Genomic DNA, 13,421 nt, shown 5'->3' on the forward strand with positions numbered 1-13,421 from the left:
GAAGGAAGAACAACAAATGAAATTCTTTATTGATACAGCAAACATTAACGAAATTAAAGAGGCAAATGAATTAGGCGTATTAGCTGGAGTAACGACAAATCCATCACTTGTAGCAAAAGAAGGCGTAGATTTCCACGAGCGCATTCGTGAAATTTGCAACGTTGTAGAAGGACCTGTAAGTGCAGAAGTAATTAGCTTAGAAGCTGATAAAATGATTGAAGAAGGAAAAGAATTAGCGAAGATTGCTCCAAACGTTGTTGTAAAAGTTCCAATGACAACAGAAGGTTTAAAAGCAGTAAAAGCGTTCTCTGATTTAGGAATTCGTACAAACGTTACATTAGTATTCTCAGCAGTTCAAGCATTACTTGCTGCTCGTGCTGGTGCAACGTACGTTTCACCATTCTTAGGTCGTTTAGATGATATCGGTCATAACGGTATGGATTTAATTCGTCAAATCGCAGAAATCTTTGCAATTCATGGTATCGAAACAGAAATCATCGCAGCATCTGTACGTCACAGCGTTCACGTAACTGACGCAGCATTAAACGGTGCACATATTGCAACAATCCCAGCAAACGTAATTGCTTCATTAGTGAAGCACCCATTAACAGATCAAGGAATTGAGAAATTCTTAGCTGATTGGGAAAAAACACAAGAGAAATAATAGAAAAGCAAGAATCCTAGTTTAATTGACTAGGATTCTTTTTTATTTAAAAGAATTTTCATGCAATTTTGCATATTGTCTTTTAAATTTGTTATATAAGATATTTAATATATATCACATAACTCTTTATTTTTAATATTTCGACATAAAGTGAAACTTTAATCAGTGGGGGCTTTGTTCATCCCCCCACTGATTATTAATTGAACCAAGGGATAAAAAGATAGAGGGTCTGACCAGAAAACTGGAGGGCATGATTCTATAACAAAAAGCTTAATGTTTATAGAATTATGTCTTTTTATATAGGGAGGGTAGTAAACAGAGATTTGGACAAAAATGCACCGATTTATCTGAATTTTAAGTTTTATAAAGGGGAGAAATGGAATGAGAAGAAAAGCACCATTTAAAGTGTTGTCATCATTAGCAATTGCGGCAATTATCGGATGTACATCTGTAATGAGTGCTCCGTTAGCATATGCAGAAACGGTAGCAAAAGAGAAAGATAGTGTATCTACAACACCAATTGATTACAATTTAATTCAAGAAGATCGTTTAGCGGAAGCTCTGAAAGAAAGAGGAACAATTAATCCAGCATCTTCTAAAGAAGAGACGAAAAAAGCTGTTGAGCAATATATTGAAAAGAAACAAGGAGATCAGGCGAATAAAGAAATTCTTCCAGATGCTCACTCACAAGAAACATCTGATTTCACAAAAAAAGTAAAAGAGAAAAAGATGGAAGAAAAGGAAAATGTAAAAAAGGCTGAAAAAAATGTTAGCCTTGAGCAAAAGCCAGAACCAAATAAAAAGCAATTGAATGGGCAAGTTCCAACTTCAAAAGCAAAGCAAGCTCCATATAAGGGATCTGTTCGATCGGATAAAGTATTAGTGTTACTCGTTGAATTTAGTGATTATAAACATAATAATATTGATCAAACACCAGGTTATATGTATTCGAAAGACTTTAGTAGAGAACATTATCAAAAGATGTTGTTCGGTAATGAGCCGTATACTTTATTTGATGGTTCAAAAGTAAAAACGTTTAAACAATACTATGAAGAGCAGTCTGGTGGTAGTTATACGACAGATGGATATGTAACGGAGTGGCTAACTGTTCCAGGAAAAGCATCTGATTATGGAGCTGATGGTAGCAGTGGTCACGATAATAAAGGTCCAAAGGGTGCACGTGATTTAGTGAAAGAAGCTTTGCATGCAGCTGCTGAGAAAGGACTAGATTTATCTCAGTTTGATCAATTTGATAGATATGATACAAACGGGGACGGGAATCAAAATGAACCTGACGGTGTAATTGATCATTTAATGGTAATCCATGCTGGTGTTGGTCAAGAAGCTGGTGGCGGTAAATTAGGTGATGATGCGATCTGGTCACATCGTTCAAAATTAGCAGTAGATCCAGTAGCGATTGAAGGTACGAAATCAAAGGTAGATTACTTTGGTGGTAAAGTAGCAGCACATGATTACACAATTGAACCAGAAGATGGAGCTGTAGGTGTGTTTGCACATGAATTTGGACATGATCTTGGATTACCAGATGAATATGACACGAAATATACTGGAAATGGTTCACCAGTCGAAGCTTGGTCATTAATGAGTGGAGGTAGTTGGACAGGGAAAATCGCAGGAACAGAGCCGACTAGTTTTTCACCACAAAATAAAGACTTCTTACAAAAGAATATGGGTGGCAACTGGGCAAAAATATTAGAAGTAGATTACGATAAAATTAAGAGTGGTGTGGGAGTTCCTACCTATATTGATCAAAGTGTTACGAAATCAAATCGTCCAGGCGTTGTACGTGTTAACTTACCAGGTAAAAGTGTTGAAACGATTAAACCGGAGTTTGGAAAGCATGCATATTATAGTACAAGAGGCGATGATATGCATACAACGTTAGAGACACCATTCTTTGATTTAACAAAGGGAACAAATGCAAAATTCGATTATAAAGCAAATTATGAGTTAGAAGCAGAGTGCGATTTCGTCGAAGTATATGTAGTAACAGAAGATGGAACGAAAACATTAATTGATAGACTTGGGGAAAAAGTAGTCCAAGGAGATAAAGATACAACAGATGGGAAATGGATTGATAAATCATATGATTTAAGTCAATTTAAAGGCAAAAAAGTGAAACTACAATTCGACTATATTACAGATCCGGCTGTAACATATAAAGGTTTTGCGATGGACAATGTAAATGTAACTGTTGATGGACAAGTTGTATTTTCTGATGATGCAGAAGGACAGTCTAAAATGAATTTAAATGGTTTTGTTGTTTCTGATGGGACAGAGAAGAAAGCTCATTATTACTACTTAGAGTGGAGAAATTATGCGGGATCAGATAATGGTTTAAAAGCAGGAAAAGGTCCAGTGTATAATACAGGTCTTGTCGTTTGGTATGCAGATGATAGTTTCAAAGATAACTGGGTTGGGGTGCATCCAGGTGAAGGATTCCTTGGTGTTGTAGATTCTCATCCAGAAGCGCTAGTTGGTAATTTAAACGGAAAACCAGCATACGGTAATACAGGCATGCAAATTGCAGATGCAGCATTTTCATTTGATAAAACACCAGCATGGAGTGTAAATTCATTAACACGTGGTCAGTTTAACTATTCTGGATTACAAGGTGTTACAACTTTTGATGATTCAAAAGTATATAGTAACAAGCAAATTGCAGACGCAGGAAGAAAAGTTCCAAACCTTGGACTTAAATTCCAAGTTGTTGGACAGGCAGAAGATAAATCGGCAGGCGCTGTTTGGATTAAACGTTAATAACATAAAAGCACATTCTTCATATGAAGAGTGTGCTTTTTAATTTGTACAGTAAGTTATTATTTTAGTTTATGTAATACAAGTGTTTATTCATGTGTAGTGTATCAAATTATGTGGGGAAAGGAAATATTTCCGAGGAAATTGTCGAAGTATCGTCGGTATTTATAAACTTTCTTTTTAAAAGAAGCGATGTATTATTGCCTTTACGGCTCAATTTATTTACATTGTTATTTGGTTATACACAAAAGTAATATATTGGGCAAAAAAGAGTTCTATTCAATAGGGCTCTTTTTATAGATAGAAAGGAGTAAGCGATAAATGAAAGAAGTTATTGAATGTCCACAGTGTGAAGGGGATATTACTGTACAGCATATTATTGATCTCCCGCATCCTTTTTCATTAAGGTGTCCACATTGTAAGGTGAAGTTGAAAGAAATCAGGGTAACGCCATGTTTAATATTAGCGATGATTTGTATAATTCCATTGTTTATTATTATTGGAGAGAGTATTAAGGAATTACTAGTAAAATATTTTTCTATTGTAGACAATGTACCAACTGTACTTATTTTCTTTTTATTTTGTTATCCATTGTATTATTTCTATGAAAAATATAATGCTATATTGTTTATTAAATATGGTTTGCTGAAAGTTAAAAGTTAAATTGAATAGGAGATTATCATTATGCTTTGGAAAATATATTTAGTTATTGTAGCAATGTTAGCTATTATTTCGTTAGTAAGGGGTATGTTTCAAACACCAATTCAAAAGTTTGACTTTGTAGTATCTATTATTACGTGGATAGGGCTCTTTGGTTTTGTATTTGATATACAAATATTAACCTCAATTGTTTGGAAATGTATCTTCTTGTTTAGCGTCATTTGGACTTTAACTGCAGTTTTTGTTTTTCGTTTATATGAAGAGCGAGATGAGCCATTACCTTTTATATTTAAATTAATTGGCATTATTCCAACGCTTCCATTATATTACGGATTATATCAATATGCATTTTAAAAAAGACAACGATGGATTATCCCATCATTGTCTTTTTTACTTTGCTTCTTACATAAATCATCCCAGCAAATGTTAATAAAAATGCTGTCCCGATAATGAAGCTGATGCTAGGTGATGCTCCGATTGCGCCGACTGTAAAGGAGCCAGCAACAACTCCTAATGAGAAGAAGGCATAAAATAATCCGAATGCCTTTCCGCGATTATCGTCTGTAGTATTTTCAACGAGTAAAGCGTTAATAGACGGAAAGAGGATTGCGAATCCAATTCCATAAATCATCATTACGATAAAGAGCATACCTTTTGTAGCAAATAATCCGAGTAAAGATAATGCGAATGCCATAACTGCAATTCCGATTAGCATTAGTTTCGAACGATTAAATCGATCGTAAATACGATTTGTTGGAAGCAAGAAGAAGAGGATAGCAGTAATACCGAATACACTTAACATCATGCCTGTTGTAGATGCTTTAAGCGCTAATGCCTCAACTTTTACTGGTAACATATAAGTGACAATCCCTTGTGAAAACATTAATGTGAAAGCACCAATATATGCTTGTAATAACGGTTCTGATTTTAAAAGTTCAACCATATCTTCTTTGTTCATCATTTGCGTTCTTGATGTATCTTTTCTTGATACGTTATTTGGTAAGAAGAATAGAGATACGATTGTACCAAGAGCCATTAAAATAGAAATAGTAATGAAGACCCACTCTACGCCAGCTGTTGCTTTCATAATACCGCTGAAAGCAGGTCCTACGATTGCGGCTGTTCCAACAGCAGCACCAGATAGAGCCATTGCTTTTCCTTGTCTTTTTGCATTTGTTTGTTTTGATAAAAATGTAAAGGCAGCAGGAATTAAAAAGCCATCACTAAATCCATGCATAAAGCGCACAACTAATAGTTGTTCACCACTTTGAACAACGGTGTATAACAAGACTATGAAACTCGTAATTCCCATGCTTATATAAAGGATTTTTTTTGCACCAAATTTATCGACAGCGGCTCCAGCAATAATATTACCGATCATATTAGCGAATGAGTACATACCGACAACTAGCCCGATAATAAGAGGAGTTCCTCCAAGGCTTTGAGCGAAAGTACTCATAATAGGTAATTGTGAAAATGTATCTAAAAATGCCACGATAACGATAAAGTAAATAAAATATTTCAAGCGATATTCACCTCTCCTATGCTATTATGGCACAATGCTAATTTCACCTGCAATGAAATTGAATTAACAGATGTGGAAAAAAGTACAAAGTGACAAAATATTGAACGTTATTTGTAAAAAATTAGTGGGAACGTGATTGTTTTTTTGAAATATATGGATAGAAGTATTATAATAGAATTGTAAACTTCACCAGGTTAAGTATATACATAGAGAGGGATGTATAAAATGAAAGCACTACTTTGGCATAATCAACGTGATGTACGAGTAGAAGAAGTACCAGAACCAACAGTAAAACCAGGAACAGTGAAAATCAAAGTTAAATGGTGTGGTATTTGTGGGACAGACTTGCATGAATATTTAGCAGGGCCTATTTTTATTCCAACAGAAGAACATCCATTAACACATGTGAAAGCACCTGTTATTTTAGGTCATGAGTTTAGTGGTGAGGTAATAGAGATTGGTGAAGGAGTTACATCTCATAAAGTGGGAGACCGCGTTGTTGTAGAGCCAATTTATTCTTGTGGTAAATGTGAAGCTTGTAAACATGGACATTACAATGTTTGTGAACAACTTGTTTTCCACGGTCTTGGCGGAGAAGGCGGCGGTTTCTCTGAATATACAGTAGTACCAGAAGATATGGTTCATCACATTCCAGATGAAATGACGTATGAACAAGGTGCGCTTGTAGAACCAGCAGCAGTAGCAGTTCATGCAGTACGTCAAAGTAAATTAAAAGAAGGGGAAGCTGTAGCTGTATTTGGTTGCGGTCCAATTGGACTTCTTGTTATCCAAGCAGCTAAAGCAGCAGGAGCAACTCCTGTTATTGCAGTTGAACTTTCTAAAGAACGTCAAGAGTTAGCGAAATTAGCAGGTGCGGATTATGTATTAAATCCAGCAACTCAAGATGTGTTAGCTGAAATTCGTAACTTAACAAATGGTTTAGGTGTAAATGTTAGCTTTGAAGTAACAGGTGTTGAAGTTGTACTACGCCAAGCGATTGAAAGTACAAGCTTCGAAGGACAAACTGTAATTGTTAGTGTATGGGAAAAAGACGCAACAATTACTCCAAATAACTTAGTATTAAAAGAAAAAGAAGTTATTGGTATTTTAGGATACCGTCACATCTTCCCAGCTGTTATTAAATTGATTAGCTCTGGTCAAATTCAAGCAGAGAAATTAATTACGAAAAAAATTACAGTGGATCAAGTTGTTGAAGAAGGATTTGAAGCACTTGTAAAAGATAAAACACAAGTGAAAATTCTTGTTTCACCTAAATAAGATAGAATCGAAAAGAGTAGCCCTTTTCTAGAAATAGAAGAAGGCTACTTTTTTTCTGTACAGAAAGGTGATAGACTTTCCTGTAACTAAAGGTATTTTGTTTGGAAGGGGAAGTCTAATGCTTTCATTTATGTTGACATTGAAACGGATGCTAAAAGCTTGTTTGCGAGCATGGAAAGATAAAGAATTTCAAGTGTTATTCGTATTAACAATTTTGACATTAATATCTGGTACAATCTTTTATAGTACAGTGGAGGGGTTACGTCCTCTGGATGCTTTATATTTTAGCGTTATGACGCTGACTACTGTCGGTGATGGACAATTTAGTCCCAAAACTGACTTCGGAAAGATATTTACGATATTATACATATTTATAGGGATCGGATTAGTGTTTGGATTTATACATAAGTTGGCAGTTAATGTACAATTGCCAAGTATATTATCGAATAGAAAAAAAGAGTAAAGCATGTGTATGCTTTACTCTTTTTTTACATTAGTTTAGACAAGCCTTAATAATAGTTTATTAAAATGAAAGTGTATTCATTCATTATATTCACTGTGTATAAAGTTATAATGATATGAACATTTGCATATTTTAATTTAGTGATAGAAATTTCGTGAAAGGTGGGATATTCTAGTCATAGGTTAACCGGACGACATCATAGGATCCTAACAAAATGTTTACAATAATTCAATTATAAAATGGAGGATTTTATATGAAAAAGAAAGTACTTGCTTTAGCGGCAGCTATTACATTAGTTGCTCCATTACAAAGTGTTGCATTTGCTCATGAAAATGATGGGGGACAGAGATTTGGAGTTATTCCGCGCTGGTCTGCTGAAGATAAACATAAAGAAGGCGTGAATTCTCATTTATGGATTGTAAACCGTGCAATTGATATTATGTCTCGTAATACAACACTTGTAAAACAAGATCGAGTTGCACTATTAAATGAATGGCGTACTGAGTTAGAGAACGGTATTTATGCTGCTGACTATGAAAATCCTTATTATGATAATAGCACATTTGCTTCACATTTCTATGACCCTGACAATGGGAAAACTTATATTCCGTATGCAAAGCAAGCAAAGGAAACAGGAGCTAAATATTTTAAATTAGCTGGTGAGTCTTATAAAAATAAAGATATGAAACAAGCGTTCTTCTATTTAGGATTATCTCTTCATTATTTAGGGGATGTAAACCAACCGATGCATGCGGCAAACTTTACGAATCTATCGTATCCACAAGGATTCCATTCTAAATATGAAAACTTTGTAGATACGATAAAAGATAATTATAAAGTAACGGATGGAAATGGATATTGGAACTGGAAAGGTACGAATCCAGAAGATTGGATTCATGGAGCGGCAGTAGTTGCGAAACAAGATTACGCTGGCATTGTAAATGATAATACGAAAGATTGGTTCGTGAGAGCTGCTGTATCACAAGAATATGCAGATAAATGGCGCGCTGAAGTTACACCAATGACAGGTAAGCGTTTAATGGATGCACAACGTGTTACTGCTGGATATATTCAGCTTTGGTTTGATACGTACGGAAATCGTTAAGTATTTAAAAAAGGTCAAATCTCAGAATAGAGTATTTGGCCTTTTTATCACTATACAATACATGGAGGTATGAAACGTGAAAGGTAAATTGCTAAAAGGTGTACTTAGCTTAGGTGTTGGTTTAGGAGCTTTATATAGCGGAACGTCAGCTCAAGCAGAAGTGTCTACAAATCAAAATGATACATTAAAAGTGATGACGCATAATGTATATATGCTATCAACAAACTTATATCCGAACTGGGGACAAACTGAGCGTGCTGATTTAATCGGGGCGGCAGATTATATAAAGAATCAAGATGTAGTTATATTAAATGAAGTGTTTGATAATAGCGCTTCAGATCGTTTATTAGGGAATTTGAAGAAAGAATATCCAAATCAAACAGCAGTATTAGGTCGTAGTAGTGGAAGTGAATGGGATAAAACGTTAGGAAACTATTCATCTTCAACTCCTGAAGATGGTGGCGTTGCGATTGTGAGCAAATGGCCAATCGCTGAAAAGATTCAATATGTATTTGCAAAAGGATGCGGGCCAGATAATTTATCGAATAAAGGATTTGTATACACGAAAATTAAGAAAAATGATCGTTTCGTTCACGTGATTGGGACGCATTTGCAGGCTGAAGATAGTATGTGCGGAAAAACTTCACCAGCATCTGTACGTACGAACCAATTAAAAGAAATTCAAGATTTTATTAAAAATAAAAATATACCAAATAATGAGTATGTGTTAATTGGTGGTGATATGAACGTAAATAAGATAAATGCAGAGAACAATAATGATTCAGAGTATGCATCTATGTTTAAAACATTGAACGCTTCTGTACCATCTTATACTGGACAAACAGCGACTTGGGATGCAACGACAAACAGTATTGCAAAATATAATTTCCCTGATAGTCCTGCCGAATATTTAGATTATATTATTGCAAGCAAAGACCATGCGAACCCATCGTATATAGAGAATAAGGTGTTACAGCCGAAATCTCCACAATGGACTGTTACATCGTGGTTCCAAAAATATACGTATAATGATTACTCTGATCATTATCCAGTAGAGGCGACTATTTCTATGAAGTAGTTTCAAAAAGTTTCTTCGTAAAGAAGAAACTTTTTTTATTTACAAACAGGAAAATCATACTTTCTTTCCAATATGTATAAGACATATTGAAAAGAGGAGAGAAAAATGTGGATCGAGGAATTTTTAAAGAAGTTCCATTACCGTGTGCATTTTTGGATGAAGTGGCTTTAGATAGAAATATTCAATCGATTATAGAGTTAAGTGGAAATAAGAAGATTCGTATAGCGAGTAAATCGTTACGTTCTGTTCCGATTATGCAAAAGATTTTAGCTGCAAATGATCGATTTCAAGGTATTATGTGCTTTTCACCTAGAGAGGTTTTATTTTTAATAGAACAAGGATTTAATGATTTATTGCTCGGATATCCTGCTTATGATGAAAGAGCTTTGTGTGAAATTAGTTTGCTAACAAAGAAAGGTTTCATTATAACTTGTATGGTGGATTGTGAAGAGCATATTGTGTATTTAGAAAAAATTGCTGAGAAATCTAAAGGATGTTTTCGTGTTTGTTTGGATATTGATATGAGTAGTCGTTTCTTTCAATTTCATTTTGGTGTACAAAGATCCCCAGTAAAAAATGTGCAGGATGCGTTGAAAGTAGTAGAAAAGGTGAGAAGGTCATCATATTTAATGTTAGATGGTGTGATGGGTTATGAAGCTCAAATTGCTGGGGTGGGAGACCATATACCGAATCAATGGCTGAAAAGTAAAGTGATTTCGTATTTAAAGCAGAAATCAGTGCTAGAAGTGAAAGAAAGAAGAGAATATATTGTAAAAGCAATACAAAAACTTGGTATTGAGCTAAGGTTTGTAAATGGAGGCGGAACAGGAAGCATAAAAACAACTGAGAAAGATAATTCAGTTTCAGAGATTACAATAGGTTCTGCTTTTTATTCTCCGAAGCTGTTTGATTATTATAAAGAGGTGAAATTTCATCCAGCGGTCGGATTTGCTTTACCAGTTGTGCGTAAACCAGTCCCGTTTATTTACACTTGCCTAGGTGGTGGATATATTGCTTCAGGAGCAGTTGGAAAAGATAAAGAGCCTGAAGTTTGGAGACCGAAGGGTGCAAAACTATTAGCTTTAGAAGGTGCTGGCGAGGTACAAACGCCAATTTTTTATAGCGGCGAGGAACGAGTGGATATAGGAGAGTCCATTTTGTTTCGTCATAGTAAGGCTGGTGAATTATGTGAGCGCTTTCCTTTTTTGTATCGTGTCAAAAAAGGAGAGATTGTTGGGGAGTATTCAACATATCGGGGGGATGGCCAATGCTTTCTATAAAGGGACAAAAGTGGAGGAATTGGACAGGGAATGTAGAAGGAACGCCGCATTATACGATGTATCCAGAAAGTATACAAGATGTAGTAGAAGTAGTGGGGCTTGCACGAAAAAAGGGGCGGAAAATTCGTGTTGTTGGTTCAGGACACTCGTTTACACCCCTTGTGCAAACCGAAGAAGTTTTAGTTTCTTTAGATGAATTGAAGGGCATTGTGAATATTGATGAAGAGAAGATGGTCGCTGAAGTGTGGGCAGGAACAAAGTTATATGATTTAGGGAAGTTACTTGAGGAAAAAGGTTATGCGCAAGAAAATTTAGGGGATATTGATTCACAATCTATTGCAGGAGCGATTAGTACGGGGACTCATGGAACGGGTATTACCTTTGGGAGTTTATCAACACAAGTTATAGAGATTACGGCCGTTTTATCTAATGGTGAGAGTATAGTTTGTTCGGAAGCTGAGAACGTAGAATATTGGAGAGCGTTTCAGTTGTCACTTGGAATGTTAGGTATCATTGTAAAGATAAAATTGAAGGTTATTCCAGCGTATTCACTCGTTTATGAAAGTGAAAAACAGTCATTATCTACTGTAATGAATAAACTAGAAGAGTATAAGAAGCATCGTCACTTTGAATTTTTTGTTTTTCCTTATTCTGATGAAGTACAAGTAAAACTTACGAACGAAACAACGCATACAGGCAGTGATTTGAAATGGCATAAACTAAAGGTGGAGTTACTTGAAAATAGGATGTTCTCTTTGCTATCTAAAGGGTGTAAATGGTTTCCTTCTATAAGTAAAGGAGTGAGTCGATTATCAGCTAAGGCTGTACCAAACACAAAAATAATTGGACCGAGCTATGAAGTATTTGCTACATCACGTACGGTACCATTTTATGAAATGGAGTATAGCATTCCTTCAAAGTATATGAGGACGGTTGTAGAAGAAATCTCAAATCTTATTGAAAAGAAAAAGTATAAGGTGCACTTCCCGATCGAATGCCGCTATGTGAAAGGTGATGATATATGGCTTAGTCCAGCCTATGGAAGAGATTCAGCGTATATCGCTGTTCATATGTATAAAGGTATGAAATATGCTGCTTACTTTGGCGAAGTGGAAAAAATTTTTCTGAAGTATGAAGGGCGTCCGCATTGGGGGAAAATGCATACATTATCGTATGAGCAATTACAAGATATATATCCAGAGTTCCATTCGTTTTTACAGGCGAGGAAGTCTCTAGATGAACTTGGAATGTTTTTTAATCCTTATGCAGAAAAGTTATTTATCCCGCTATTTGCTGGGCAGTAAGACCCCCACTGATTAAAGTTTCACATTATGTATATAAAAAAGCTGACAAATAATTATTTGTCAGCTTTTTTTAGTGTAATTGCATTTCTTGTATGACTAATATGTTCATAAAATAGTAGTTTATCACGGCTAAATACATGCAGTAAAACATGAATAATGAATAGGCCGTTAATGATAAATAGGAATAACAATGTAACGAGTAATACTAAAGGTTCTGTATGATTTAACATAGAGCTACTAGAAAGAATATAATTGATTCCGCCTAACGCAAAATAAAATATACCGTAGCGAATAAATAGTTCTTTTAATGTAATACGATCTGATTTTCCTTTCAGATGAATGCGAAGCAATGCTTTCCCAATTGTTTTTCCATTTGTAAAGTATGGAATAAGAATAAAATAAATAAGGATTGAACACGTAATGAAAATGAGTTCATACATATTCGTGTAAGATTGCATATTAGAAACGAAGAAAGAATTTCCTTTGTTTTTAACGACAGGTACGACGATAGATAAGAAAATCCAATCAATTTGCATCGCGATAAGGCGACGAATGAATCCGACTGGTTTCGTTTCCAAATCAATATGACTATCTAACTCGTTTGTCTTCGGAAGGAAGTACGTAAATATTGGTGCAATGATAAAACCAATTACGCCACCTAATGTATTTAAAAACAAATCATCGATATCAAATAATCGGTATGCACAATTGTATATACCGTATAATCCAGTCACTTGTGTTAGCTCGAAAAATAGTGAAAGGAAAAAGGAAATGCAAATTGTTTGTAAGAAACTACGTCGGAAATAATAACGTAAGTAAATACCGAATGGAACAGTTAATAGAACATTAAATGCAACTTGTAAAAACGCAGACTCTTTTAATAAGTAGAAATAAGTAGCTGGTTTCGTTAAAACTGCCGATGTATGACTACTAATCTCTTGTATGAAATAAAATGGTGAGAGTTGCATGTGTTGTGTATTAGCTGGTTGTAGGCTACAAGTATCAAACGTTTGTGGTAACGGCAAAATAACAAGAAAATAGGCATTTAATAAGTAAAGTAATAATGAGTATAAAATAAATGAGCGCCATTTATTTAAATAACCGTATTTTCGATAATTAAATATTAAAAAAGGGATTAAAAGAAACATTGCTAAAAAGGGGAATAAAATAAATGCTGTTTTTACTGGAAATAAATATGCAGTCAAAGTAAAACTCCTTTCAATGAAAATTCGTTTATCATTATAGCGCTAAAAATATTTAAATACAAAGTTAAAATCTTTCGAAAT

12 protein-coding genes are annotated in these 13,421 nt (G+C 34.9%); 10 read left to right on the top strand and 2 right to left on the bottom strand.

Features of this window, described 5'->3' with window-relative positions:
* Positions 1-16: 16 nt before the first annotated feature.
* From fsa to ACUL40_RS23160, 4 genes are all read left to right on the top strand, one after another.
* Entirely contained in the window at positions 17-664 is a 648-nt protein-coding gene (gene fsa, locus ACUL40_RS23145) for a fructose-6-phosphate aldolase (RefSeq protein WP_000667670.1), read from the top strand.
* Between the two features lie 381 nt (positions 665-1,045).
* Positions 1,046-3,445: a M6 family metalloprotease immune inhibitor InhA2 gene (inhA2, locus tag ACUL40_RS23150; RefSeq protein ID WP_445423036.1), complete on the top strand. Its 2,400-nt coding sequence runs from the start codon at positions 1,046-1,048 to the stop codon at positions 3,443-3,445.
* 318 nt (positions 3,446-3,763) lie between these two features.
* Positions 3,764-4,105, top strand: a complete 342-nt coding sequence (locus tag ACUL40_RS23155) for a hypothetical protein (RefSeq protein ID WP_000665754.1) — start codon at positions 3,764-3,766, stop codon at positions 4,103-4,105.
* Positions 4,106-4,126: 21 nt separating this feature from the next.
* Entirely contained in the window at positions 4,127-4,456 is a 330-nt protein-coding gene (locus ACUL40_RS23160; protein ID WP_000964465.1) for a hypothetical protein, read from the top strand.
* Between the two features lie 16 nt (positions 4,457-4,472).
* Here ACUL40_RS23160 and ACUL40_RS23165 read toward each other — a convergent pair whose 3' ends face one another.
* Positions 4,473-5,627, bottom strand: coding sequence for an MFS transporter (locus tag ACUL40_RS23165; RefSeq protein WP_000873271.1), 1,155 nt, complete (start codon positions 5,625-5,627; stop codon positions 4,473-4,475).
* Positions 5,628-5,852: 225 nt separating this feature from the next.
* On the opposite strand from ACUL40_RS23165, the gene bdhA reads away from it, so the two are divergent.
* The 6 genes from bdhA to ACUL40_RS23195 all read left to right on the top strand — a co-directional run bounded on the left by bdhA (position 5,853) and on the right by ACUL40_RS23195 (position 12,135).
* Positions 5,853-6,905, top strand: coding sequence for a (R,R)-butanediol dehydrogenase (bdhA, locus tag ACUL40_RS23170; RefSeq protein WP_000645827.1), 1,053 nt, complete (start codon positions 5,853-5,855; stop codon positions 6,903-6,905).
* A gap of 118 nt (positions 6,906-7,023) precedes the next feature.
* The gene (locus tag ACUL40_RS23175; RefSeq protein WP_000948241.1) at positions 7,024-7,368 is read left to right on the top strand and encodes a potassium channel family protein; all 345 of its coding nucleotides are present in this window, start codon (positions 7,024-7,026) and stop codon (positions 7,366-7,368) included.
* Positions 7,369-7,621: 253 nt separating this feature from the next.
* On the top strand, positions 7,622-8,473 hold the full coding sequence (gene cerA, locus ACUL40_RS23180) for a phospholipase CerA (protein WP_000730997.1): 852 nt from the start codon (positions 7,622-7,624) through the stop codon (positions 8,471-8,473).
* 76 nt (positions 8,474-8,549) lie between these two features.
* Positions 8,550-9,551, top strand: a complete 1,002-nt coding sequence (gene sph / locus ACUL40_RS23185) for a sphingomyelinase C (RefSeq protein ID WP_445423035.1) — start codon at positions 8,550-8,552, stop codon at positions 9,549-9,551.
* Positions 9,552-9,658: 107 nt separating this feature from the next.
* A complete protein-coding gene (locus ACUL40_RS23190) occupies positions 9,659-10,831 on the top strand; it encodes an amino acid deaminase/aldolase (protein WP_000373756.1) in 1,173 nt (390 codons plus the stop codon).
* Entirely contained in the window at positions 10,819-12,135 is a 1,317-nt protein-coding gene (locus ACUL40_RS23195) for a D-arabinono-1,4-lactone oxidase (protein ID WP_000948958.1), read from the top strand. Before ACUL40_RS23190 ends, ACUL40_RS23195 begins: the two co-directional genes overlap by 13 nt.
* A gap of 53 nt (positions 12,136-12,188) precedes the next feature.
* On the opposite strand, the gene ACUL40_RS23200 is transcribed toward ACUL40_RS23195, so the two are convergent.
* Positions 12,189-13,340, bottom strand: a complete 1,152-nt coding sequence (locus ACUL40_RS23200; RefSeq protein WP_000128025.1) for a VanZ family protein — start codon at positions 13,338-13,340, stop codon at positions 12,189-12,191.
* Between the last annotated feature and the right edge of the window lie 81 nt (positions 13,341-13,421).

Source organism: Bacillus sp. KNSH39 (assembly GCF_052656585.1).

Excerpts from the sequence above, each read along its gene's own strand:
- ACUL40_RS23195 (WP_000948958.1), top strand. The coding sequence starts at position 10,819 with ATGCTTTCTATAAAGGGACAAAAGTGGAGGAATTGGACAGGGAATGTA.
- cerA (WP_000730997.1), top strand. The coding sequence starts at position 7,622 with ATGAAAAAGAAAGTACTTGCTTTAGCGGCAGCTATTACATTAGTTGCT.
- ACUL40_RS23175 (WP_000948241.1), top strand. The coding sequence starts at position 7,024 with ATGCTTTCATTTATGTTGACATTGAAACGGATGCTAAAAGCTTGTTTG.
- inhA2 (WP_445423036.1), top strand. The coding sequence starts at position 1,046 with ATGAGAAGAAAAGCACCATTTAAAGTGTTGTCATCATTAGCAATTGCG.
- bdhA (WP_000645827.1), top strand. The coding sequence starts at position 5,853 with ATGAAAGCACTACTTTGGCATAATCAACGTGATGTACGAGTAGAAGAA.
- ACUL40_RS23160 (WP_000964465.1), top strand. The coding sequence starts at position 4,127 with ATGCTTTGGAAAATATATTTAGTTATTGTAGCAATGTTAGCTATTATT.
- ACUL40_RS23155 (WP_000665754.1), top strand. The coding sequence starts at position 3,764 with ATGAAAGAAGTTATTGAATGTCCACAGTGTGAAGGGGATATTACTGTA.
- fsa (WP_000667670.1), top strand. The coding sequence starts at position 17 with ATGAAATTCTTTATTGATACAGCAAACATTAACGAAATTAAAGAGGCA.